Source organism: Pseudomonas allii, assembly GCF_055380095.1.
In genome coordinates, this window is the sequence record NZ_AP039450.1 from 4554035 (window position 1) to 4576446 (window position 22412).

At 59.5% G+C, this 22412-nt stretch carries 21 protein-coding genes and 3 pseudogenes; 13 read left to right on the top strand and 11 right to left on the bottom strand.

The window, feature by feature from the left end; all coding sequences use genetic code 11:
* Positions 1-447, top strand: coding sequence for a type II 3-dehydroquinate dehydratase (locus ACZ445_RS20835; RefSeq protein ID WP_058425660.1), 447 nt, complete (start codon positions 1-3; stop codon positions 445-447).
* 20 nt (positions 448-467) lie between these two features.
* Positions 468-1718, top strand: a complete 1251-nt coding sequence (locus ACZ445_RS20840) for a flavin-containing monooxygenase (protein ID WP_310864137.1) — start codon at positions 468-470, stop codon at positions 1716-1718.
* A 73-nt stretch (positions 1719-1791) separates the two neighbouring features.
* On the opposite strand, the gene ACZ445_RS20845 is transcribed toward ACZ445_RS20840, so the two are convergent.
* The 5 genes from ACZ445_RS20845 to ACZ445_RS20865 all read right to left on the bottom strand — a co-directional run bounded on the left by ACZ445_RS20845 (position 1792) and on the right by ACZ445_RS20865 (position 6840).
* Positions 1792-2562, bottom strand: coding sequence for a hypothetical protein (locus tag ACZ445_RS20845; RefSeq protein ID WP_310864136.1), 771 nt, complete (start codon positions 2560-2562; stop codon positions 1792-1794).
* A gap of 329 nt (positions 2563-2891) precedes the next feature.
* Positions 2892-3398: a peptide-methionine (S)-S-oxide reductase MsrA gene (gene msrA, locus ACZ445_RS20850; RefSeq protein WP_058425663.1), complete on the bottom strand. Its 507-nt coding sequence runs from the start codon at positions 3396-3398 to the stop codon at positions 2892-2894.
* Between the two features lie 95 nt (positions 3399-3493).
* Entirely contained in the window at positions 3494-4840 is a 1347-nt protein-coding gene (locus tag ACZ445_RS20855; RefSeq protein ID WP_464707512.1) for a hypothetical protein, read from the bottom strand.
* 65 nt (positions 4841-4905) lie between these two features.
* Positions 4906-6252: a hypothetical protein gene (locus ACZ445_RS20860; RefSeq protein WP_464707513.1), complete on the bottom strand. Its 1347-nt coding sequence runs from the start codon at positions 6250-6252 to the stop codon at positions 4906-4908.
* Between the two features lie 99 nt (positions 6253-6351).
* The gene (locus ACZ445_RS20865; RefSeq protein ID WP_310864133.1) at positions 6352-6840 is read right to left on the bottom strand and encodes a hypothetical protein; all 489 of its coding nucleotides are present in this window, start codon (positions 6838-6840) and stop codon (positions 6352-6354) included.
* A 244-nt stretch (positions 6841-7084) separates the two neighbouring features.
* Here ACZ445_RS20865 and ACZ445_RS20870 point away from each other — a divergent pair, with 244 nt between their 5' ends.
* Both ACZ445_RS20870 and ACZ445_RS20875 read left to right on the top strand, forming a co-directional pair.
* The gene (locus ACZ445_RS20870; protein ID WP_464707514.1) at positions 7085-8137 is read left to right on the top strand and encodes an alpha/beta hydrolase family protein; all 1053 of its coding nucleotides are present in this window, start codon (positions 7085-7087) and stop codon (positions 8135-8137) included.
* Between the two features lie 40 nt (positions 8138-8177).
* Positions 8178-8339, top strand: coding sequence for a DUF2986 domain-containing protein (locus tag ACZ445_RS20875; protein WP_464704228.1), 162 nt, complete (start codon positions 8178-8180; stop codon positions 8337-8339).
* A gap of 1 nt (position 8340) precedes the next feature.
* Here the strand turns inward: ACZ445_RS20875 and ACZ445_RS20880 are convergent, their stop codons facing one another.
* Complete coding sequence (locus tag ACZ445_RS20880; RefSeq protein WP_464704229.1) at positions 8341-9552, bottom strand: YeeE/YedE family protein; 1212 nt, start codon at positions 9550-9552, stop codon at positions 8341-8343.
* A gap of 123 nt (positions 9553-9675) precedes the next feature.
* Between ACZ445_RS20880 and ACZ445_RS20885 the strand changes: the two genes are divergently transcribed.
* Positions 9676-9855 (top strand): DUF1289 domain-containing protein, encoded by a 180-nt coding sequence (locus tag ACZ445_RS20885; RefSeq protein WP_058425670.1) that lies wholly within the window; start codon positions 9676-9678, stop codon positions 9853-9855.
* A 74-nt stretch (positions 9856-9929) separates the two neighbouring features.
* On the opposite strand, the gene ACZ445_RS20890 is transcribed toward ACZ445_RS20885, so the two are convergent.
* Both ACZ445_RS20890 and ACZ445_RS20895 read right to left on the bottom strand, forming a co-directional pair.
* Positions 9930-10724 (bottom strand): DNA/RNA non-specific endonuclease, encoded by a 795-nt coding sequence (locus tag ACZ445_RS20890; protein WP_464704230.1) that lies wholly within the window; start codon positions 10722-10724, stop codon positions 9930-9932.
* 94 nt (positions 10725-10818) lie between these two features.
* Positions 10819-12036, bottom strand: coding sequence for an MFS transporter (locus ACZ445_RS20895; protein WP_058425672.1), 1218 nt, complete (start codon positions 12034-12036; stop codon positions 10819-10821).
* 122 nt (positions 12037-12158) lie between these two features.
* On the opposite strand from ACZ445_RS20895, the gene ACZ445_RS20900 reads away from it, so the two are divergent.
* Complete coding sequence (locus ACZ445_RS20900) at positions 12159-12863, top strand: TetR/AcrR family transcriptional regulator (protein ID WP_058425673.1); 705 nt, start codon at positions 12159-12161, stop codon at positions 12861-12863.
* Here the strand turns inward: ACZ445_RS20900 and ACZ445_RS20905 are convergent.
* Together ACZ445_RS20905 and ACZ445_RS20910 are read right to left on the bottom strand one after the other, a co-directional pair.
* Entirely contained in the window at positions 12766-13689 is a 924-nt protein-coding gene (locus tag ACZ445_RS20905) for a LysR family transcriptional regulator (protein ID WP_464704231.1), read from the bottom strand. The two genes, ACZ445_RS20900 and ACZ445_RS20905, sit on opposite strands and share 98 nt — an antisense overlap.
* 9 nt (positions 13690-13698) lie before the next feature.
* On the bottom strand, positions 13699-14595 hold the full coding sequence (locus tag ACZ445_RS20910) for a LysR family transcriptional regulator (RefSeq protein ID WP_058425675.1): 897 nt from the start codon (positions 14593-14595) through the stop codon (positions 13699-13701).
* 122 nt (positions 14596-14717) lie between these two features.
* Between ACZ445_RS20910 and ACZ445_RS20915 the strand changes: the two genes are divergently transcribed.
* From ACZ445_RS20915 to ACZ445_RS20940, 6 genes and pseudogenes are all read left to right on the top strand, one after another.
* Positions 14718-15383, top strand: coding sequence for an RraA family protein (locus ACZ445_RS20915; RefSeq protein ID WP_058425676.1), 666 nt, complete (start codon positions 14718-14720; stop codon positions 15381-15383).
* Positions 15380-16585 (top strand): pyridoxal phosphate-dependent aminotransferase, encoded by a 1206-nt coding sequence (locus ACZ445_RS20920; RefSeq protein ID WP_464704232.1) that lies wholly within the window; start codon positions 15380-15382, stop codon positions 16583-16585. The genes ACZ445_RS20915 and ACZ445_RS20920 overlap by 4 nt, the downstream gene beginning before the upstream one ends.
* Positions 16586-16680: 95 nt before the next feature.
* Positions 16681-17946 (top strand): cation:dicarboxylate symporter family transporter, encoded by a 1266-nt coding sequence (locus ACZ445_RS20925; protein WP_058425678.1) that lies wholly within the window; start codon positions 16681-16683, stop codon positions 17944-17946.
* A 158-nt stretch (positions 17947-18104) separates the two neighbouring features.
* Positions 18105-18938: pseudogene (locus ACZ445_RS20930) on the top strand (DUF3800 domain-containing protein).
* A gap of 147 nt (positions 18939-19085) precedes the next feature.
* A pseudogene (cuyB, locus tag ACZ445_RS20935) lies at positions 19086-19742 on the top strand (cysteate racemase); the annotation flags it as partial.
* A 115-nt stretch (positions 19743-19857) separates the two neighbouring features.
* Positions 19858-20316 carry an Hsp20 family protein gene (locus tag ACZ445_RS20940; RefSeq protein ID WP_058425679.1) on the top strand — a complete coding sequence of 153 codons (459 nt, stop codon included), beginning with the start codon at positions 19858-19860 and terminating at the stop codon, positions 20314-20316.
* Positions 20317-20561: 245 nt separating this feature from the next.
* On the opposite strand, the gene ACZ445_RS20945 is transcribed toward ACZ445_RS20940, so the two are convergent.
* A complete protein-coding gene (locus ACZ445_RS20945; protein WP_179028358.1) occupies positions 20562-20969 on the bottom strand; it encodes a HEAT repeat domain-containing protein in 408 nt (135 codons plus the stop codon).
* A gap of 196 nt (positions 20970-21165) precedes the next feature.
* On the opposite strand from ACZ445_RS20945, the pseudogene ACZ445_RS20950 reads away from it, so the two are divergent.
* A pseudogene (locus tag ACZ445_RS20950) lies at positions 21166-22359 on the top strand (IS4 family transposase).
* Positions 22360-22412: the final 53 nt, after the last annotated feature.

The window sequence follows — 22412 nt, forward strand, 5'->3', positions numbered from 1 at the left end:
ATGACCCATCGTGTGTTTTTCCTCAACGGGCCTAACGCCAACCTGTACGGGCTGGATAAAAACGGCACCTATGGCAGCGAAAGCTTCGCCAGCATCGACGCCCGCTGCCAACGCCACGCCGCCGCGCTGGGCCTGACGCTGGACTTTCGCCAGAGCAACCATGAAGGCGTGCTGGTGGACTGGATTCAGGAGGCCCGGTTGACCGCCGACGCCATCGTGATCAATGCCGCGGGCCTCAGCTACAGCTCGGTGCCGATCCTCGATGCGCTGCTGGCGTTCGACGGCCCGATCATCGAAGCGCACATGAGCAATATCTGGCAGCGCGAAAGCTTCCGGCACCACTCCTACGTGTCCAGGGCCGCCACCGGTGTGATCGCCGGGTTGGGGGCGTTGGGCTATGAACTGGCAATCACGGCTGTGGCCGAATTGCTAAGCCAAACCGCCTAATGACTGTTCAGGAACCGCCTATGTCCGTCGAAAAAATCAACACCCTGGTCGTCGGCGCAGGCCAGGCCGGCGTCGCCATGAGCGAGCACCTGTCCCTGATGGGCGTGCCCCACATCGTGCTGGAGCGCCACCGCATCGCCGAACGCTGGCGCTCGGAACGCTGGGACTCCCTGGTCGCCAATGGTCCGGCCTGGCATGACCGCTTTCCCGGCCTCACCTTCGAAGGCCTTTCGCCGGAAGCCTTCCCGCCGAAAGAGCGCATGGCCGACTACTTCGAGGCCTACGCGGATAAGTTGCAGGCCCCTGTCCGCACGGGCGTGGAAGTCCAGTCGGTGGAACGCCATGCAGGCCGCCCCGGCTTCAAGGTCACCACCTCCGCGGGCGTGATCGAAGCCGTCAACGTAGTGGCCGCCACCGGCCCGTTCCAACGCCCCTCAATCCCGAACATCGTGCCCGCCAGCGCAGCGCTGCACCAACTGCATTCCTCCGCCTACAAGAACCCCGGCCAACTGCCCGAAGGCGCGGTGCTGGTGGTCGGCGCCGGTGCCTCCGGCTCGCAGATCGCCGAGGAACTGCAAAAGGCCGGCAAGACCGTGTACCTCTCGGTCGGCGAACACTACCGTCCGCCCCGTGCCTATCGTGGCCGTGACTATTGCTGGTGGCTGGGTGCATTGGGCTTATGGGATGAAGTCAAAATCCAGCCGAAGAAAAAACACGTGGCGTTCGCGGTGAGTGGCTATGAAGGCGGCAAGACAGTGGACTTTCGCCGACTGGCGCATCAGGGGATTCAGTTGGTGGGTGTCACCCAGGACTGGGTGGAGGGCGTCATGACGTTTCAACCGGGGTTGGCCGAGAACGTGGCTGAAGGCGACCGCGCTTACTTCGATGTACTGCGCGATGCGGATGCGTATATCGAGGCCAATGGCTTACCGTTTCCGCCGGAGCCACAGGCCTGGGAATTGTTGCCCGATCCAGAGTGTTTGGTGAATCCGATGTTGAGCCTGGACCTGGCTGAAGCGGGCGTGACCACAATCCTTTGGGCTACTGGCTTTACCTTCGATTTCAGCTGGTTGAAGGTGGATGCGTTCGACGAGAAAGGCGAGCCGTTCCACAAACGCGGGATCTCGGCACAGAGCGGAATTTACTTCCTGGGTTTGCCGAACCTGGTCAACCGCGCATCTTCATTTATCTATGGGGTTTGGCACGATGCGAAGTACGTGGCGGACCATATCGTGTTGCAGAACGACTACAAGTCCTACCAGAAGCCCTAGTATCTTGCTCCGTGGCCTGACGTTGCTGCAGGGACCGCCGACTCGTGCACTGAGTGGGCGGCTCTTTGACTGGTCATTTCCCCGGCGGTGTCACGCCCAAGTGCCTGCCAATTCGCGCCGAGTCCTCTCGGCAGCCATGGGCAAAAGCCGACCTCAGAAACCCGGCCTTGATCTCCTTGGTTTGTTCGTCTGGCCCGGTCATCGCCAGCGTGTAATAACCTTCTGCGCGAAAATCCTCAGCACTCAACGCTAGAGGGCGCGCATTGTCCGCAACCCACGCAATAGCATCTTCCCCTGGTTTCAACGCTGGCTTGTTCTTGGGGAAGCAATACGGGAATGACGTCATCAGCGGGTACTCCGCCGCATACGGGTCCTGCCCCTCGACCGCCACCTTGAGTATCTCCAGCCGCCGGTTGTATTCCGCTGTCTCAGGGTAGAAGTTCAGGCACTTGGCATACTCCAAGGCACCCGCCATCAGCCCCAGCTCGGCGGCCTGACCATACAGGTCACACACCGCCTTATTGCCTTTGCCGATGGTTTTTACCGCCAACATCTTGGCCTTCTGGTACATCGCGACGGCATGTCCGGCGGCGATGGCATTGTCCAGGTGCTCGTACATGCGAGCACTCATGGCCGATAGCTCATCGACACGCGCCCGCCCTTTCGCTCGATCAGCCTCTGTTTCGGCCGGCAGGTCCTGAAGTTGTGCATAACCACGCTGCAACTCATCCATGGCCTGGTTGGCCGACTCATATTCGGCAATGGCGTCAGGTCGCGGCGCGGCGGCGAATGAAAGCGCCGACATCAGGCAAAGCCCAAGGATGGGTAGGTGGCGGGGGGCCATGTGAAGCACCTTATATGCGCAGGTGAGAACGCTGTATCGACTCACCCGGTTTGGTTGCGGCATCTGATGGCAATTGCACGAAAATCGATGCTCGAAAAAATGCCACTACAATGCCAGTACGCGCACGATACTGTCGAGTGTGTTGTGCTTGACGGAGGCTGTTTCCCCGGTCTACTAACCTGCGTACAACCGCCACCCTCTCGTTTAATAACGAAAAGGTGTTCGCCCTAAAACAGGTACAGTCAAAAAAACCGGCCATATCTGGCTGATACCCCTCCGTTAAGGGCGAACACGGCAACTGTGGCAAGCCCGCTTGCCACAGGGTGCTTTCATCCCCGCTTGGGCAACTTCCAATTCGGCCGAACAAAGTGGCAGGTATAGCCATTGGGAATCCGCTCCAGATAATCCTGATGCTCCGGCTCCGCCTCCCAAAACGGCCCCGCTGGTTCAATCTCGGTAACCACGCGGCCTGGCCACAGCTTCGATGCATCCACATCCGCCGCCGTATCTTCAGCCACATCCCGCTGCTGCTCACTCAGGTAATAAATCGCCGAGCGATAACTGGGCCCCAGGTCATTGCCCTGCCGATTCGGCGTGCTCGGGTCATGGATCTGGAAAAAGAACTCCAGAATCTGCCGGTAGCTGATCACCGCCGGGTCGAACACGATTTCAATCGCTTCGGCATGGTTGCCGTGGTTGCGGTAGGTGGCATTCGGCACATCGCCGCCGGTGTAGCCGACGCGGGTGTGCAGCACGCCGGGGTAGCGGCGCAACAGGTCCTGCATGCCCCAGAAGCAACCGCCGGCGAGGATGGCGGTTTCGGTTGAGTTGGTCATGGTCTGCCCTTGCGTTCAGTGGATACCCGCCTAGTTATGGGGCCGTGTTGGCCAATAGCAAGATTCACGGTTTTGTTACGCGGTGCGCCGGGAGCTCAGGGTTTGAAGTTTTTCATCAATTTGAACAGGTGGCCGGGCCAGATCCAGCGTGACTGGGGCGGGTCGCGAGTCTCACCGAGAGCGTCCAGAAAGGTTTTGTTGGGCGCATCACCGTCAGGCCCATTCACGTTTGGACGCGGGAGAGTTGGATCGCTTGGCGGGTCCTCCGGCTTATAGACCCGATGGGTGACTGCATCCAGCACGTAACCGGCGGCCTTGCCGTACTCAGTGAGGCTCCAGACACCGTCGATGACTTGGGAGACTGTCTTTGAGGGTGGAAGTTTGATGTCCTTGTGCGTGGTGGTGACGATATGGTCCGCAGTTTTGGCGTGTTTGAAGGTGGCGTACTCGCTGCCGAGTGGAGGTTGATCCGCGCCCTCGTCGGAGAATTTTTTCACCATACGTTCCAGGAACGGTATGCCGCCGATGTGGGTGAACGCGCCCATGCCTGGGTTCAGGATGTGTTTCACAAAGCCAGGGTCAACACGGGTGCTGCTGAGCGCTGAACTGGTCAGTATGCGTGAGGCGATGGCCTCGTCCTCTGGCTTGTAATTGAACGTCGTCCAATACCCGTCTACGTAAAAGCCATTGGTGGCTATGTATTGGCGACCGTCGCTGGAGCGTCGATACTCGCCGAGTGCCCAGACCAAAAGATCAACGTGGCCTAAATCCGCACCTTCTGACTGTAGATATGCATACATATCCGCGACCAAGGCACGATCATCAAGGTTGAGGAAGTCGCTTGCTCTTTGAAGGGCATTCACTGAAGTGGCCGGTGGAAGGGCGACGGGTGGTTCTCTACCGCCAAACACGCGCGAAATCATGATCTCACGGCCGACACTGGCAGCCTGCCCCGGACTAGAACCGCCTGAAGGCTCCATCGACTTGGCCGTTTCCCACGCCACCCTTCGCTCATTGACCGTGAAGGCGCCGCCGTTGTCGCGGGCGATCAGGTTGAGTTGATCTCGCCCGAGCCCCTTGAAGGGGTTGCTGTCATGACCGTTGAGGAAACCAGTCGCTTGCCGCGCACGGGCCAGGAGTTCCGGGGTATTGGCCGTTGGAAGCTCTGCATCGTGTAGTGCCTTGTTGGCGAAATACTGTTCGTCGGTGATGGGTTCGAGGGGGTCCGCGTTCGTTTGCCCCCTGGGCGTTTCCGCACGCTGTGCCGCATCACTCAATTGACGCGCCAGGATTGAGACGGTCGTGGTGCCGTTATTACTTGAAGCAATGGGCGCATCACGTTCACCGCCATCAAGCGAGATAGCGGACGGAGTAGCACCGCTGACGGAATCGCTTGTCACGCGACTGTTGGACGATGGCGTATAAGGACTGATAGTGATCATTTGTCTTCACCTAGCCTCTATTAATCCGCCTGACTCACGGACATGGCATGCAGTGAGCCGGCACCTCAGGGTTTGAAGTTTTTCATCAATTTGAACAGGTGGCCGGGCCAGACCCAGCGTGACTGGGGCGGGTTTCGGGTGTCGGCGAGTGCATCCAGAAAGGTGTTGTTGGAGGCATCACCGTCAGGCGCATTCACGTTTGAACGCAGGTGATTTGGATCGCTGGGTGGTTCCTCTGGCTTATAGACACGCCGGTTAGCCGCATCCAGTACATAGCCGGCGGCCTTGCCGTATTCGGTGAGGTTCCATACCCCGTTGACGACTTCGAAGAGGGCCTCGGAGGGGGGGAGTTTTATGTCCTTGTGCGTGGTGGTGACGATATGGTCCGCCGCCTTGGCGTAGTTGAAGGTGACGTACTCACTGCCGAGGGGGGGTTGATCCGCACCTTCACTGGAGAATTTTTTCACCATACGCTCCAGGAACGGTATGCCGCCAAAGTGGGAGTACCCCCCAATGCCCGGATCAAGGATGTGCTTCACAAAACCCGGGTCAATACGGCTGCTGCCGAGCGCTGAACTGGACAGTATCCGTGAAGCGATGGTGGCGTCCTCCGGCTTGAAATCGAACGTCGTCCAATACTCATCGACGTAATAGCCATTATTGCTAATGAGTTGGCGACCGTCGCTGAAATAACGATAGTCAGCGAGTGCATAAACCAATCGGTCGACGTGACGTAGATCCGCACCTTCTGACTGCGCATAAGCGTACATATCCGAGATCAAGGCACGGTCATCGAGGGTGAGAAAGTCGTTGCGATTTTGAGTGCCGTTTTCAAAGGTCGCGGGTGGAAGGGCAACGGGTGGTTCGCCATTGTGAAACATGCGCGAAATGAAGGTCTCACGACCGTTAATGGGGACTGGCTCAGGATAAGAAGCACCTGAAGGCGCCATCGACTGGACGGTTTCCCACGCCACCCTTCGCTCGTTAACCGTGAAGGCGCCGCCGTTGTCGCGGGCGATCAGGTTGAGTTGATCTCGCCCGAGTCCCTTGAAGGGGTTGCTGTCATGACCGTTGAGGAAACCGGTCGCTTGTCGCGCACGGGCCTGGAGTTCCGGGGTATTGGACGTTGGAAGCTCTGCGTCGTGTTGTGCCTTGTTGGCGAAGTACTGTTCGTCGGTGATGGGTTCTAGGGAGTCGGCGTTCTTTTGGCCAACGGGTGTCTCCGCCCGCTGTGCTGCATCACTCAATTGACGCGCCAGGATTGAGACGGTGGTGGTGCCGGCATTACGTGTAGAGAGGGGGGCATCAGCCTGGGCGTTGTCAGGCGAGACTGTTGACGGAATAACAATGCCGACGGAATCATTCGTCACGCGATTGTTTGACGAGGAGGTATTAGGGCTGATAGTGATCATTAGTATTCACCTTGCGTTAGGCATGTGAATGGTCATGTAAAAGTTTCTTACCTACCCAAATACCCGCAGCCAAATTGGTTGCGGGTATCACACCACACACTAATAGCTATATTTAATTGTCACAGAATCAACGCCGGCAGGACGAGCGTAAGGTGGAGCGCCACCCAATACCATATGAAAAATCGTAACTTTCGAACCATGACCGAAGGGCTGATTATTAAAATCCATCAGGACACCCGAAGAGTTCGGAAAGATATCACGGCAATCTTTTTCGGCACTGAAGGAGCGAAAGTAACACAGCTCAACCTTATCACTGAGTGTCCCAGGATAGTATGTTGTACTCCACCGAACTTCTGATATCTGCTTGGGATGCTGGAGTGTGCCTGATGGAATATCCGCAGCCAGCACACTAAAATTTGCGAATTCACGACTCGGCACAGTATTAGAATTAGACAAAACCAATACGGGAGTTGGCGCTACCGTTTTAGTAAAAACGCCCTCCGCCGCCAACACCACATCCTTTATAAAAACCGCCAACACAACACACACAACAAGCCAAACCTTATTAATGCTTTTCGAGCTCTTCATAATCTTCACCCTAGCTCATAAGTGAGCACCTGAGGTTCCAATCATTCCAGCAGTAGGAATCACACCACTACACTTGCACGATTTTTCAATTCAAGTAAGGCACTCACTTCCTAAAATCATGCAGTCCCGCTCTGTCATACTTGGAAGTAGGACTTTGTCAGCAACTTCCTAGTCCCGCCTCCCCTCTATTAAAAACCCCTGTTCCAAGGCATGATGCCGCCCTCACATCAAGGACGATAAAACCGTGAAAACCACCCTCACCGCGCTGCTGTTGATTGGCTTGGCGATGCCTGCATTCGCCGACACCACGCCCATCGGCTTCAAGAGCATCAACGTCCCTGGTGCACAACGCCCGCTGCAAATGGCCGTCTGGTACCCCGCCGCCAGCGCCGCGACACCTGAGTTGATCCGCGATGACGCCGTGTTTTTCGGCGCCCTGGCGGTGCCCGATGCGCCGGCAGCGAGCGGCGAACATCCGCTGGTGGTGCTTTCCCACGGCTACGGCGGCAACTGGGGCAACCAGGTGTGGCTGGCCAGCGCCCTGGCCCATCAGGGCTACATCGTGGCGGCGGTCAACCATCCCGGCACCACCAGCAAGGATCGCAGCCCCCAGGCCGCTGCGCAGTTGTGGCAACGGCCCAGAGACCTGAGCCGGGCCATCGATGCGGTGATCGCCCAGCCGACGCAGTTCGGCACCGTGGCAAACAACCGTATCGCCGTGGTGGGCCACTCCATCGGTGGCTGGACTGCCATGGAAATCGCCGGCGCGCGTTTCGACCCGGACCTCTTCGCCCGCGACTGCAACACTCACCCTAAATTGGGCGGCTGCATTGGCTACCAGCAGATCAAGCCCGCCGCGACACCGGCGGCGAAGGCCCAACTGGCCGCTGACCTGCGCGACCCACGCGTCGGCGCCGTGGTGACCCTGGACCTGGGCCTGTCGCGCGGCTTCACCGACGCCAGCCTGGCCGCACTGCCGGTGCCGGCGCTGGTGATTGCGGGGGGCGTACCAACGGAAGATATGGACCCCAACCTGGAGTCCGCCGATATGGTCAGGCGTATGCCAAAAGCATCGACCCAGTACGTGGAAATCCGCGACGCTACGCACTTCAGCTTCATGTCGATCTGCAAGCCGGGTGGCATGGCGTTGATCGAAGAAGACTCACCGGGCGATGGCATGATTTGCCGCGATGGTGAGGGGGCTCGGCCAAGGGCGGTGATTCAGCAACAGGTGCTGGATCTGATCACCGTTTTTTTGGGGCGGACAGCGGCACGGCGCACGGCGGCCGATTTTTAGCTGGTATCATCCCGGGCCTGTATAACCCGGGTAGAACCACATGAACCGCCAGAAAAAACTCCAGCAGCTCTTCAAGGAAAAAGCCAAGAAGGCCAACGCCAAATTGGCGCCGAAGAAGAAGGACAAGTACATCAGCAAGGCAGACCGGGAAAAGCTCGCGGCCGAAGCCGCCCAGGACCCAAGCCTTTCCCCGGAAAGCTGACTCAGCAACCGCTCAACACGACCTGCCGCCGCTCGCCCGCAAAGAAAAACGGCCGCAACCGCACGCCCACGCTGTTGCCGATAAACGCCGCCACCAGCCACACCCAGCCATGCAGGCTGCCCGAGGCGATGCCGCTGAAGTACGCACCGATATTGCAGCCGTACGCCAGGCGCGAGCCGTAGCCGAGCAGCAGGCCGCCGATCACCGCCGCCGCCAGCGAGCGCGCCGGAATCTTCAGGCTGGGGGCAAAGCGCCCGGCCAGCCCGGCGGCCAGCAGCGCACCGACGACGATGCCGATGTCCATCACGCTGGTGATGTCTTCCCACACCGGCGCGGCTAGGGCCTTGGCGTTGCCCGGCATCTGCCAGAACGCCCAACTGGCCACGTCCACCCCCAGGCCGCTGGCGACTTTGGCGCCCCACAGCGCGAACGCCGAGGTGATGCCCCAGGGCCGTCCCGCCAACGCCAGGGTGGCGTAGTTGAGCAGGGCCAGGCCGATGGCGCCCCACACCAATGGCCATGGCCCACGCAGGAAGCGGCGTACGCCTTGATGCTCACTTTTCACGCCCTCTTCCAGCTGACCATGACGGCCCTTCTCCAGGCGTACGGTCACCAGCGCAATGATCGCGAACGCCGCCAGGCTCAAGCCCAATGCCGGCACCACGCCAAAGCTCTTGACGATGGACACCGCCGGGAACGCCGGCAGCCCGAACCACCAGTCAACATGGTGCGTGGCGATCAACGAACCACAGATAAAGAACAGCAAGGTGACCAGCATGCGCGCATTACCGCCGCCCACGGTGAACAGCGTGCCCGATGCACAACCGCCGCCCAGCTGCATGCCGATACCGAAGATAAACGCCCCGAACACCACCGACACTCCGGCCGGCGCCACCAGCCCGGTCACCGGCTGCCCGAACAGCGTGCCCGCCCCCAACGCCGGGAAGAACAGCAGCACCGCCAGCGCCAGCATCACCATCTGCGCACGCAAGCCGGCGCCACGGCGATCATTGATGAACACGCGCCAGGCCGAGGTGAAGCCGAAGGCGGCGTGGTAGAGGGTCAAGCCCAGTGCGGCGCCGACCACCAGCAACAGCACCTGGCGCGAGCCGACGCTGTTTTGCAGGAACAGGGCGCCCAGCACCAGGATGATAAAGGCCACCAGCGGCGCGACGGGCTTGCGCGCGGTGGTGAGAGGCAGAGAGGTACTCATGGGGAATCTCGGTCTGTTTGAATGGAGTAGGCTGCGAGGGTGGCGAGTATAACCTTGTGTGTAGATAATCCCGGGATGCGTGTGGCCTGACGTCGCCCCTTTCCTCCATCAGCCGGTGAACCCGTGGCCAAAGACATCGAGAACCCTTGCGTTTCCCTCTGCCAGCTCAGCGGCGACCTCTGCGTCAGTTGCGGACGCACCAAGGATGACATCCGCAAGTGGAAACGCATGAAACGCCCGGAGAAGATGGCTGCCGTACAGCGGGCGACACAGCGTCTCAAGGCGTTGAAAAAAGCCAGGTGAGGCTGTTGATGCATCTGTGGCGAGTGGGCTTGCCACAGATGCCTGCTCACCACAATTGGCCCGCAAGATGGGGGTCAACCCCGCCCCACCGACCCCGACACCGGAAGATCCCCCAGCAACTTGAGCCCAGTGCTCTTCACAAACGTCGCGTAGTCCATCGGTTTCTGGATACGCGTCTCTGCATTGGGCAGCACATAGGCCCAGGCACGTTTGCTGGAGGCGTCGTACACCAGCTTGAACAGGCGCGTCGGCACCCAGACCTTGTTGTCGCCGATGGTGCCGTAGCCCGGGTCGAACAGCGGGCCGGTGAACACATACACATCGCCGCCGGCGCGCACGGCAAACTTGCGTACGTCGGCCTCGACCTTGCTCCAGATCTTGCGGTTGTTGGTGGGGTCCTGGGGCACCATGTTCGACAGCGCGAACGACTGCGCCATGGCATTGGCATTCGGTGCATCGGCGGCCGGGGATTGATGGCCACGGTCCACCGCCGGATGCTGGGCGCGGTAGTCGCTCAACTCGGCGCGACCGGCTTTGGGGATACGCGGGTCGGCATAGAACTGGTTGGTGCGTTCCTCGCCCTTGGCGTCTTTCAACAAAGCGGCATTCAGGCGTTCGACCACCACCAGCGGCGTCTTGCTGGTTTGCGAGTAGAGCACCGCAAAATGGTCGGAACACAACGCCAGAGGCTTCATCGCGGCTGGCACCGTGGCGGTGTTGATCGGTGCGGCGGGGAACAGGTCGGCACAGCTGTCGAAGGACAGTTGTTTTTCCTGTTTGGAGTAGAGGTCCGGCAGGCTGCGGGCGTTGGCCCCGCAAGACAGCAAAACAAAGGCGGTCAGCCCAACGGCAATTTTGCGTAGGTACATGCATTAAATCTTCGAAAAGGAGTGAAGCGGCTGGCTCCGGCGTACGGAGCCAAGTGGATGATATTGCGAGGATTATTGACTAGCAGATGTGAGATTAGTGCCCGACCGCTGTAGGTTTTCCCGCAGCCCGCGCGCCTGGTTTGAAACCATGGGCATGGGCGCCCCAGGCAATCGCCAGCGACACACCGATCAACAGCAGCATCGCCCACGGAAACGAGGCCACGCCCCAGGTCTCCAGCAGCACCCCACCGACCACGCCGCTGCCGGCAATCGCGCTGTTCCAGGCCACCACATTCAGCGACAGTGCCACATCGGCGCCATCGCCCGCCGCATCGGCCAGCGCGGTTTGCAGCAGGGTCGCGGCACCGCCGAAACTCAGGCCCCACACGGCGACGCTGAGGTAAATCACTGCAGGCAGATCGCCAAAAAGGCCCAGCCCCAGCGAAACGACCGCGAACACCGCCAGGCTGACGAGTACGGTCTTGCGCAATAACGGCTCAACGAGCCTGGCCGTGAGCCAGATCCCCGCCAACGCAGCCACCCCGAACACCAACAACACCAGGTCAACCCGCTCTGCCAACCCAGCAGGCGCCACGAACGGTGCGATGTAGGTATACAGAATGTTGTGCGCCAGCATCCAACTGATCACCACCGCCAGCACCGGCCGTACGCCCGGCGTGGTCAGCACCTGGCCCAGTGACACACGTTGATGGGCGGGCTGGGGCGCGTAGTCCGGGACTTTCACCAGCACCCACGCAATCAACACCAGACTCACTGCCGACATCAGGCCAAACGTGGTGCGCCACCCCACCAACCCACCCAGCCAGGTGCCAAGCGGTACACCCAATGACAGCGCAATCGGCGTACCCACCATCGCCAACGCCAGCGCCCTGCCCTGCTGGTGCGGCGCGACCATGCGCCGAGCGTAACCGGCCAGCAGGCTCCAGGCCAACCCCGCTGCCACACCGGCAAAGAAACGCGCCACCAGGGTCACGCCATAGTGGGAAGACAGCGCGGTGATGGAGTTGAACAGCAGGAAGCCGACGATAGTCAGCAACAACACATTGCGCCGGCGCCAACCACGGGTCGCGATGGTCATGGGGATCACCGCCAGCACCGAGCCCAAGGCATACGCGGTGACCATCTGCCCGGCCATCGACGGGGAAATCGCCAGGCCGTCGCTGATCAACGGCAACAGGCCGGCAGGCAGGGTTTCGGTGACGATGCAGATGAAGCCGGTCATGGCCAGGGCGAGCAAGGCGCCAATGGGCAGGCGGTCGGATGACGCCGATAACGCGAGTGAGGGTGTCATGGAGAACTCCTTGAGCGAGACTTAAATACTGATCGATACAAATGTTGCAGCCGAGCACAGCACGTTGTCAACGACTTATGTATCGACTAGTATTTATCTCGCTTCCCCACCGGAGATCCGCCATGGCACAGATGGGCCGCCCCCGCACTTTCGACCGCGACCACGCCGTAGACCAGGCCCTGCACCTGTTCTGGCAGCACGGCTACGACGCCACTTCCCTGGCCCAGCTAAAGTCTGGCCTGGGCGGCGGTATTTCCGCGCCGAGTTTTTACGCCGCGTTCGGTTCCAAAGAAGCCTTGTTTGACGAGTGCGTGCAGCGTTACCTGGCGACCTACGCGCAGGTCACCGAATGCCTGTGGGATGAAAGCCTGTCACCGCGTAAGGCGGTTGAAACGGCGCTGCGCCGGTCGGCGCGCATGCAGTGTGAAGACGGGCACCCCAAGGGCTGCATGGTGGCGCTAGGCGTGATGAGTGCGCCCAGCCCGGAAAATGCCCGGGTGGCGAATGGGTTGACGCAATCACGACTGCGCACCCGGGCGGGGATTGTGGCCTGTGTGCAGCGCGCAATACGTGCAGGGCAATTGCCGGGCACGATTGACCCGGCGGTGATGGCGACGGTCTTTGACAGTTTCCTGCAAGGCATTTCGATCCTTGCGCGCGACAACGTGCCCCACGCCAGCATCGACGCGGCGATCAGCCACCTGCTGCTGACCTGGGACATTGCTGCGTCTACGGTGCCGCCGATTCGTCCCGGCATTGCATCAGGAAATCCACAAACGCCCGCACCCGATGTGGCACATAGCGCCCGTGGGGATACAACAAGGTAAACGGCCGTGAACGCCCGCCAAACGGCTGCAGGACTTCCACCAGGCTGCCGTCAGCCAGTTCCTGCTCAACGATAAACTTGTAGGTCTGGAACAACCCCGCCCCATACTTGGCCAGGGTCACCCCACCCAGCACATCGTCGGAGCAGCTGTACCCCGCGTCCCTCGCATACTCCTGCGCCTTGCCGTCCACCTGGAACAGCCAGGCGATGCGCCGGCCAGTGCTGGGCAGTTCGTACTGGATGCATTCATGGGTGGGCAGGTCTTCCAGCGTCTGTGGGATGCCGGCGCGTTTCAGGTAAGACGGTGCCGCGACCACCACCAGCTCGGCCTCTTCCAGCAGGCGCGCAATCAGCGATGAATCCGGCTGGGCGCGCACACGGACGGCCAGGTCGTAGCCTTCGGCGACGAAGTCGATGTTGCGGTTGCTGATGTGGATATCCACCGTTACCTGCGGGTAAAGCGCACGAAACCTGGGCAGTAGCGGCAGCAGACGGTGATGGGCGTAGGTGGTGGGAATGCTGATGCGCAACAGGCCCGATGGCACGGCTTGCGCGCCCATCACTTCCTGCTGGGCTTCCACCAGTTGGTTAAGGGCCTGACGGCATTGTTCGAAGAAGGTGCGGCCACTGTCAGTGAGACGGATGCTACGCGTGGTGCGCACAAACAACCGCGAGCCCAGACGCTCTTCCAGGCGTGAAATGCTGCGGCTCACGGCCGCCGGCGTGACCCCGGCAACCTGCGCAGCGGCGGTGAAGCTGTGGGCTTCGGCGGCGAGGCAAAACAGCTCGATGCTGCCCAGCTGCACATCTTCGAAATGGCGCTTCATGGTCGTTCCCTAAAACAACAGCCGCGAGAAATTGCAGCACGCCTGTGCCAGTTGCGCTACCTCTTGATTCAGCCCGTATTGCCGGTCCACCCGGTGCAACGCCACATACTGGATGTCCGGCAGCGCCGGCTCGGTCACCAGCGCACGCAGGGTGCCTTGCTCGATCAGGTGGGACAGGCAGGCCACGGGCAGGTAACTCACGCCGATCCCCGACAATGCCAGCCCGGCCTGCACCAACAGGTTATGGCTGGTGAGGGTGCGCGGCATCTGCACATTGTTGGCCGCCAGCCAGCGCTCGTAGATCATCCCGGTCCCCGACTGTGAACCTTGGGTGAGCACGGTGTAGCTGGCCAGGGTCTCCAGGCTGATGGGGTCGGCATCCGGGATCAGGTCAGGGGCACACATCCAGGCGTTTTCCACGCATTGCAGTGGCGTACTGTGAAAACGCGGGTCGCTGTAGACGTCAGGCACAATGACCAAATCCAACTGGTCGCTTTCCAGCTTGCGGAACAGCTCGCTGCTGAGCTCCACCGACGGTTCGATCTGCACCTTGGGGTACATCTGACGCAGCGCTTCGACCAACGCCGGCAGCCAGGTCAGTGCAGTGAGTTCGGTGACACCCAGGCGAAACCGGCGCACCAGCACCTCACGGGCGCTGACCCGTTCCAGCAATTGGTCGCGGCTGTTGAGCAGGTCACGCGCGTAGTCCAGCAGCTCGCCGCCCTTCTCCGTCAGCCGGGCGTTACGTTTGCTGCGGTCAAAAATCTCCACATCGAAGGTGTCTTCCAACTCCTGGATACGCTTGGAGATGGCCGACTGCGACATGTTCAGCTTGTTGGCCGCCGCTTCGAAGCTGCCCAGTTCGGCGATCCAGTACAACGCGTCGATTTGCTTGAACGTGATCATGGCAGGCCAATCATGAGAAAAAGCGATGCTAACACATCATAAAATATCGCTAAAACTCTCCGATCATCACTCCTAAGATCTGGCCATAGCCCGTCGCTATCCAACGATTCTGGAGATTTGCCATGTCCTTGCCCGGTTCACGCATCCTTCCCAACGCCCCCATGGCCTCAATCGAACTGGTCGAGGCGTTCGCCCAGGTGGTCACCCCGCACATCAGCGACAACCTTGGCCGGCATATCGGCGCGCGCGGCCTGACGCGCTACAACCGCAGCGGCAAACTGGTGGGCACGGCGATCACGGTGAAGACCCGTCCCGGTGACAACCTGCTGATCTACAAAGCCCTGAGCCTGCTGCAACCCGGCCATGTATTGGTGGTGGACGGCCAGGGTGATACCAACAATGCGGTGATCGGCGAACTGGTCAAGCTCTACGCCCAGCAACGCGGCTGTGTGGGGTTTGTGATCGACGGCGCGATCCGTGATGTCGCCAGCTTCGATGACACGCCCTGCTACGCCCGCGCCGTGGTGCACACCGGGCCCTACAAGACCGGACCCGGTGAAGTGAACGTGCCGGTATCCATCGGCGGTATGCTGGTCAACCCCGGCGACCTGGTGGTGGGGGATGAAGACGGCCTGGTCGCGTTCTCCCAGGCCGACGCCGCCGAAGTGCTGCGCCGCGCCGCGCACCATGCCGACCATGAAGAGGCCGTCAAAGCCGAGATCGCCAGCGGTGCCGTGCGCCAGAGCTGGATCGACAAGGTACTGGACAACGCAGGGCTGGCGTCATGAGGCACTGGTTGTCTGATCGCGTCCTGGGCATCGCGCCCTCCCCCAGCATCGCCGCCAACGCACTGGTGACCGAGTTGCGCGCCCAGGGCCGCGATATCGTCAACTTCACCGTCGGCGAGCCGGACTTCGACACCCCGGCGCATATCCTTGCAGCGGCCAGCCAGGCGATGCACAACGGCGACACCCACTACACGCCCACCACCGGCACCCTCGCCCTGCGCCAGGCCATCTGCCTCAAGCTGCAACGGGACAACGACCTGGCCTACGGCCTGGATGAAGTGGTGGCCGGTTGCGGCGGCAAGCACATCATCTATCACGCACTGGCCGCCACGCTGAACCGGGGTGATGAAGTCATCGTGCACACACCCTATTGGGTGTCGTACCCGGACATCGCACGGCTCAACGATGCAACACCGGTGATCATCCCCGGTGATGAAAGCCTGGGTTTCAAGCTGTCGCCCGACGCCTTGGACCAGGCGATTACCCCGCAGACCAAATGGGTCATCCTCAACAGCCCGAACAACCCCAGCGGCGCGGTCTACAGTGAGGCCGAGCTGCTGGCGCTGGCCCACGTGCTGCGGCGTCATCCACACGTGCTGGTCATGGCCGACGAAATCTATGAGCACTTCGTCTACGGTGAAGCCCGGCACGTGCCGCTGACGCGCCTGGCGCCCGACCTCAAGTCGCGCACGCTGATCGTCAACGGCGCCTCCAAAGGCTACGCCATGACCGGCTGGCGCTTGGGTTTTGGGGCGGGCCCCGCCTGGCTGATAGCCGCCATCGCCAAGCTGCTGTCGCAGACCACCACCTGCCCGAGCTCGTTGAGCCAGGCGGCGGCCGTCGCCGCGTTTGCCGGAGAGCAAGCACCGATTGTCGCCATGCGCGAGGAATACCAGCGACGCCGCACACGCATGTTGGCTTTGCTCGCGGACATCCACGGCTTGAGCTGTACCCCGCCAGACGGCGCGTTCTACGTGTTCGCCAACGTGAGCGGGCTGATGGGCAAAGTCACCCCGCAAGGCGATCGCCTGGACAGCGATAGCCAACTGGTGGACTACCTGCTGCGTGACTACGGCCTGGCCACAGTCAGCGGTGCGGCGTACGGCATGTCGCCCTATGTGCGCCTGTCCTTCGCAAGCTCGCTAGAAGTGATCGAAGAAGGTTGCCGACGTCTCAAGGACGCCTGCCACGACCTGCGCTGACACGCCCTGCTGCACCCGGCGGCCAACGGACGGCCGCTGTTTTGACTGCCTAGAACAACAACTTAAAAATCATTGATCGCAAATGAGGCATTCCCATGCACACGCCCCGTATCGCGCTGGTCTGGCAAATCATGATCGGCTTGCTGGCCGGCATCGCCATTGGTGCCCTGTTGCACCGTTTTCCCGAATCCCGGCCGTGGCTGGTGGACAATCTTTTGCAACCGGCGGGCGATATCTTCATCAAGCTGATGAAAATGATCGTGGTGCCCATCGTGTTTGCCTGCATGGTGGTGGGCATTGCCGGGCACGGCGACGGTAAATCCCTGGGCCGTATCGGCGTGCGTTCCCTGGGCTATTTTTTCTGCATCACCACGCTGGCGATCATCGTTGGGCTGGTGCTGGGCAATCTGCTCAAGCCGGGCGCCGGTACGGAGCTGTCGAGCCTGCACGCGGCGAACATCACCCTGCCCACCAGCAACGGCGGTGGGCATAGCCTGGGGCAGATCGTCGTCGGCATCATCCCGGATAATGTGATCAGCGCCATGGCCCAGGGCAGCCTGTTGTCGGTGCTGTTTTTCGCGGTGATGTTCGGCCTGGGCGTGGCGCGCTTGCCCGCCGAACGCAAGGACCCGGTGATCGCACTGCTGCGCGGCGTGTCTGACGCGATGTTCAAGGTCACGTCGATGATCATGGCCTACTCGCCCATCGGCGTGTTCGGCATGATCGCCGTGACCGTGGCCAACTTCGGTTTTGGTTCGCTGTTGCCGTTGGCCAAGCTGATCATGGTCAGTTACGTGTCCATCGCGTTCTTTGTACTGGTGGTGCTCAACCTGGTGGCACGGCTGTGCGGGATCAATCTGTTTGCCCTGATGCGGCATATCAAGGATGAGCTGATATTGGCGTTCTCCACCGCGAGTTCGGCGTCGGTCATGCCGCAATTGATGAAGAAGCTGGAGACCTACGGTGTACCGCCGTCGCTGGTGAGCTTTGTGGTGCCGGTGGGCTACTCGTTCAACCTCGACGGCGCCTCGCTGTTCCTCGGCATCGGCACCTTGTTCGTGGCGCAGTTGTACGGCATCGACTTGAGCCTGGGGGATCAGGCGCTGCTGGTGGTGACCATGGTGCTCACGTCCAAGGGCGCCGCGGGCGTGCCGGGGTTCATGTTCGTGATTCTCTCGGCAACGCTCGCCAGTGCCGGGTTGCCATTGGAGGGCATTGCGTTTATTGCCGGGGTGTATCGCTTGATGGAAATGCCGACCACCGCACTGAACGTGCTGGGCAATGCGCTGGCGCCGTTGGTGATTGCGAAGTGGGAGGGCCGGGAGGTGCCAAGGGCTCACCAAAGAGCACCTACGCGGTAAGTTTCCTGATGATGTGTAGGACTTGCCTGATTCCGCCGGCGCGGCTGGAACCTGCCCCTTTTTTTCGCTAGATTCCTCCCCAACGCATATGGGCAACCATGTGCCCACCTTCCGAGGCCCGTTGCGAGAAATCGCACGGGCTTTCGTGTTTCTCATGGATGGGGAAATCGAATTTGGTGCAGTACATTGCTTGTCTGGATGAGTTTGGGCACGTGGGCCAATATGTCTCGCGAAAACACCCGATGTACAAGACCAGCCCTGTATTCGGGTTAGGCGGCATGCTGATTCCCGCCGAAGAGGTGCGCGAGTTCGCAATCTATTTCTACAAGCTCAAATGCCAGTTACTCGCCTGGGACCTGAAACACAAAAACCCTCATCACTTGCCTGCCTATCAATGGGAAAAGAAAGGCTCTGCACTTTTTACTGTGGGTAATGTGCGCAAGTATCGGGAGCTGCGAAAGTCCTCATGTCGTTTGCTGAGTCATATCCAGAAAATTGGAGGACACGTTTTCTAAACGGGTGAGCACAAATCTATCGAGCCCGGGGAACACGACTCGACCGAGACCTTCAAGCGGACGCTGTTACAGTCAATCCGCAAGATTGATCGCTTCTGTACGTTGAACAATGCCTCGTTCATCGTTCTGCTGGATGAGCAGAAAGCAGGCAATGAATGGCGCGAGCGAAACGTAGAAGCCTGTACCCTGGCGATGTTTGAAGATCCAGCAGAAAAATGCCGCACACTGATAGAGCCTCCGCTTCAAGGTGAGAGCTATCTGTTTCAAACGTTGCAGTGTGCTGACTGGCTGTGCGGATTGATTGGTCGGCTGACGACGTTTGCTGTCGCTCCTGAGGAGTTCGAAGACTGGCAACTTTTCGATATGTATTTTGCGGCACGCATGGCTGACGTGACCCTGCCGAGCAGTGGTCTGGATGATAAAAAAACGGCCAAAGCCAAAGAGCAATTTGCTCAATTAACAGCAAATGACTGTTAATCATTGGGTCCCTGGTTCGAGTCCAGGTCGTGGAGCCAGATAGCGACATAAAGAGAAGCCTGCAGCGATGCAGGCTTTTTTTGCCTTGTGTCTCGTCCTGAATAAGGTTTACACCTTCTGGCTTCTGATCAGGAGGGTGCAATGGATACCCCGGCCGGCAAAGACCAGGACCACATCAAGATGGTGGTGGAACAGAACCCGCAGATCCCCGACCGCACCGCCAACCTGCTGCGTGATGAAACCGACCCGACCCTGGCCCTGTACGCCACCTGCAAACGCCTGGAAAGCGCCGGCGCCCAGGCCATCGCGATTCCGTGCAACACCGCCCATGCGTTTGTCGAACGCATCCAGGCGCACCTGCGCGTGCCCATCGTCAACATGCTCAGCGAGACGGTGGAGTGGATCGTGCACACCCACGGCAGCGGCCAGGCGGTGGGCTTGCTGGCGACGTCCGGCACCCTGCAAAGCCAGGTCTACCACCAGGCCGCGCGGCGCTGCGGCTTGCAACTCATCACGCCCGGCTTTGATTACCAGGCGCTGGTGATGGAGGCGATCTATGGCGAACGGGGGATCAAGGCCGGGTTTACCGAGGGCGTGTGCCGTGAACAATTGCTGCTGGCGGCGGAGCATTTGTGTGAGCTGGGGGCGAAGGTGTTGATTCTCGGGTGTACCGAGTTGCCGTTGGTGCTGGCGCATTGTGAGGTGTTCGAGATCGGTGCCCACCGGGTCGCCCTGGTTGATCCCACAACGGTTCTTGCGCGCCGGTGTGTCAGCCTTTCGTCCGGAGCTCATCACATCGGATAAAAATTTTTTGTGGGCGCCGCTTGAAAATTTTCAGCCTGAACCTACTTAGGTCTTACGCGATGCCGAATGCGGGTCGCGTCTCAAATCACTTGGAGAAACCTCAGGAGATTTTGCAATGGCTACTACTCTTTCGTTGGCCCCACTGTTCCGTCACTCTGTCGGCTTTGACCGTTTCAACGACCTTTTCGAATCGGCGCTTCGCAGCGAGGCCGGCACCACCTACCCACCGCACAACGTCGAAAAGCACGGTGACGATCATTATCGAATCGTGATTGCGGCCGCAGGCCTGGTGGAAGACGACCTGGAAATCCAGGTGGAAAAAGGCGTGTTGACCGTCGCCGGCGGCAAGCGTGAACACAATGAAGGCATCACCTACCTGCACCAGGGCATCGCCCAGCGCGCGTTCCGCTTGTCGTTCCGCCTGGTCGACCACATCGAAGTGCAGGGCGCGCAGCTTGCCAATGGCCTGCTGAGCATCGACCTGCTCAGGGTGGTACCGGAGGAAGCCAAGCCAAAACGCATTGCGATTGGCGGCGCTGCCAAGGCGGATGTGAAATCCATCGGCGAGCAGTGAGTTGAACTGAATAAAGGCGCTCTCAGGAGCGCCTTTATTTGGCCCAATGATTAACAGTCATTTGCTACCGACTAGTCACAACTGGGCCACGAAAAACGTGCTGGAGAAATAGAATCGCTGCATAGCGTGAGTACGCGAATACGTCACGCCACGAAAGTTAGTCGGGTTGGGTTGGCTTGTCAAAGCGTGGCAAAACAATGACCTGTAGGAAAAGGAGGCGTCCTCTGTCAGCTACCGAGCAATCTTCATGCCTCACTTAACTTCCTGACCAACGTAGCCGCCATTAGCTTCAACGTTCTGCTCTCTGCCTCAAATCCTTCATCTAGAGCGCGTAAGACCTGCGCCCTGTCATGAATGTAGCCAGCCAAAAAAACTGACTCAATTGATTCAATTGCATGAATGACAACCGACTCCTCTCCAGCTTTTAGAAGCGTTAGCAAAACACGCAACGCCCGCTCATCATTCGAGTCACCGAGAGACTCCGCGCACCGACCTCGCCAGACTTCAGACTTCGCCAGAAGAGTAGATTCAAGTTCGTCCCAGCTTGAATTATCAAACTGAGAGATCTTGGAGGCCGCGACATCAATTCCTACATCCGACCAGTAATCTTCTGACCCTATTGAATCCAGCAAAAATTCATATTCTTTAAACATATTTCACCTATCAGAATTTCGTCGGATCCGTACAGCCTCTGCCACAAGGATAGCCAGCAGTAACGAAACTAATTGGGGTCAGACCCTGAGGGATCCCCGATTTTTCTTACCGAAAATCAAGAAGTTGGAATATTGAAGACGCCTGCATGAGTCGGCAACTTGGTTTGCACCACACAAAAACAAGACCCCCGAACTCATGCAGGCCATCCGATTTTTACACAGAGCACTCGCTCAAGCACTGCCTTCAATCCATTCTCGCCGTATGACAACGCTGGTGAGTTGTGTCAGTTCGTTACTACGAGGTCGTCGCCTGACGCTGACTGCGCTCGGACGTTTTATGCCAGGTCAAGCGTATCCAAAACATGCAATCAAGCGAGTGGACCGATTGTTGGGTAATCAACACCTGAGAGCGGAGCGGCCATTGTTCTACTGGGCGATGCTGCGGGCATTGCTGGGCTCCTTGAAGCACCCATTAATCTTGGTCGACTGGTCGAGAATTGATGCGCCTGGCGAAGCTTTTTTGTTAAGAGCTGCGGTCCCGTTTGCGGGACGTTCATTTCCTATTTATGAAAGCGTTCATGAACGCGAAAGTTGCCCAAGATATCAAAGCCGTCTGCTCAAAACGTTGGCTGAGTTACTGCCTGATGGGTGCGTTCCAGTCCTGGTCACTGATGCAGGTTTCCGGCGCCCCTGGATGAAGGCTGTAGCAGCGCAGGGCTGGTATTACGTGGCCCGTATACGAAATCGTGAGCTTTATCGTCGCGAAGACAATGACTGGCAACCAGTGAAGAATTTGTACGCTCTGGCCACCTCATCGGCCAAATCGTTAGGCCGTGTCGAGATGACACGTAGCGCCCCTCACTTCATCGATTTGTACTGTGTCCGTCATTCAGCAAAGGGCCGCAAACACCAACGTGTTACAGGCTCAGTCGCTAGAAGCAAACTAAGCCGGCAGTCCGCTAGACGTGAGCGCGAGCCGTGGTTGCTTGCCAGTAACTTGTCGCAAAGCGAGTGGAATCCAGCAAAAATCGTCGCGATTTATAAGCGGCGTATGCAGATCGAAGAAGGCTTCCGGGATGTCAAAAGTTAGCACCTGGGATGGGGCTTGAACCTGCATCGAAGCCAATGTCCAAGGCCCATTGAAGTGTTGTTGCTGATTGCCGCTTTGGCCAACTACCTGATCTTCTTAACAGGGTTGCAGGCACGAGAGAACCAATTGGAGCGGCGTTATCAAAGCAACAGCCTCAAGGAGCGGCGAGTACTTTCTCTGTGGCGTTTAGGCCTGGAGTATTGGCGCAGTTGCACAGGTCTCGGAGACCGAAAGCAATTAGAAATATTGGAGCATGCTCTGCGTGATGAGGTGCATCATCAGGCGCAGAGCTTGGAGTAAATTTGTGGGGATCCCTCAGGGTCAGACCCCATTTGCCCCATGAGGTGCATCAT

Excerpts from the sequence above, each read along its gene's own strand:
- ACZ445_RS20835 (WP_058425660.1), top strand. The coding sequence starts at position 1 with ATGACCCATCGTGTGTTTTTCCTCAACGGGCCTAACGCCAACCTGTAC.
- ACZ445_RS20840 (WP_310864137.1), top strand. The coding sequence starts at position 468 with ATGTCCGTCGAAAAAATCAACACCCTGGTCGTCGGCGCAGGCCAGGCC.
- ACZ445_RS20845 (WP_310864136.1), bottom strand. The coding sequence starts at position 2,562 with ATGGCCCCCCGCCACCTACCCATCCTTGGGCTTTGCCTGATGTCGGCG.
- msrA (WP_058425663.1), bottom strand. The coding sequence starts at position 3,398 with ATGACCAACTCAACCGAAACCGCCATCCTCGCCGGCGGTTGCTTCTGG.
- ACZ445_RS20855 (WP_464707512.1), bottom strand. The coding sequence starts at position 4,840 with ATGATCACTATCAGTCCTTATACGCCATCGTCCAACAGTCGCGTGACA.
- ACZ445_RS20860 (WP_464707513.1), bottom strand. The coding sequence starts at position 6,252 with ATGATCACTATCAGCCCTAATACCTCCTCGTCAAACAATCGCGTGACG.
- ACZ445_RS20865 (WP_310864133.1), bottom strand. The coding sequence starts at position 6,840 with ATGAAGAGCTCGAAAAGCATTAATAAGGTTTGGCTTGTTGTGTGTGTT.
- ACZ445_RS20875 (WP_464704228.1), top strand. The coding sequence starts at position 8,178 with ATGAACCGCCAGAAAAAACTCCAGCAGCTCTTCAAGGAAAAAGCCAAG.
- ACZ445_RS20880 (WP_464704229.1), bottom strand. The coding sequence starts at position 9,552 with ATGAGTACCTCTCTGCCTCTCACCACCGCGCGCAAGCCCGTCGCGCCG.
- ACZ445_RS20890 (WP_464704230.1), bottom strand. The coding sequence starts at position 10,724 with ATGTACCTACGCAAAATTGCCGTTGGGCTGACCGCCTTTGTTTTGCTG.
- ACZ445_RS20895 (WP_058425672.1), bottom strand. The coding sequence starts at position 12,036 with ATGACACCCTCACTCGCGTTATCGGCGTCATCCGACCGCCTGCCCATT.
- ACZ445_RS20900 (WP_058425673.1), top strand. The coding sequence starts at position 12,159 with ATGGCACAGATGGGCCGCCCCCGCACTTTCGACCGCGACCACGCCGTA.
- ACZ445_RS20905 (WP_464704231.1), bottom strand. The coding sequence starts at position 13,689 with ATGAAGCGCCATTTCGAAGATGTGCAGCTGGGCAGCATCGAGCTGTTT.
- ACZ445_RS20910 (WP_058425675.1), bottom strand. The coding sequence starts at position 14,595 with ATGATCACGTTCAAGCAAATCGACGCGTTGTACTGGATCGCCGAACTG.
- ACZ445_RS20915 (WP_058425676.1), top strand. The coding sequence starts at position 14,718 with ATGTCCTTGCCCGGTTCACGCATCCTTCCCAACGCCCCCATGGCCTCA.
- ACZ445_RS20920 (WP_464704232.1), top strand. The coding sequence starts at position 15,380 with ATGAGGCACTGGTTGTCTGATCGCGTCCTGGGCATCGCGCCCTCCCCC.
- ACZ445_RS20925 (WP_058425678.1), top strand. The coding sequence starts at position 16,681 with ATGCACACGCCCCGTATCGCGCTGGTCTGGCAAATCATGATCGGCTTG.
- ACZ445_RS20940 (WP_058425679.1), top strand. The coding sequence starts at position 19,858 with ATGGCTACTACTCTTTCGTTGGCCCCACTGTTCCGTCACTCTGTCGGC.
- ACZ445_RS20945 (WP_179028358.1), bottom strand. The coding sequence starts at position 20,969 with ATGTTTAAAGAATATGAATTTTTGCTGGATTCAATAGGGTCAGAAGAT.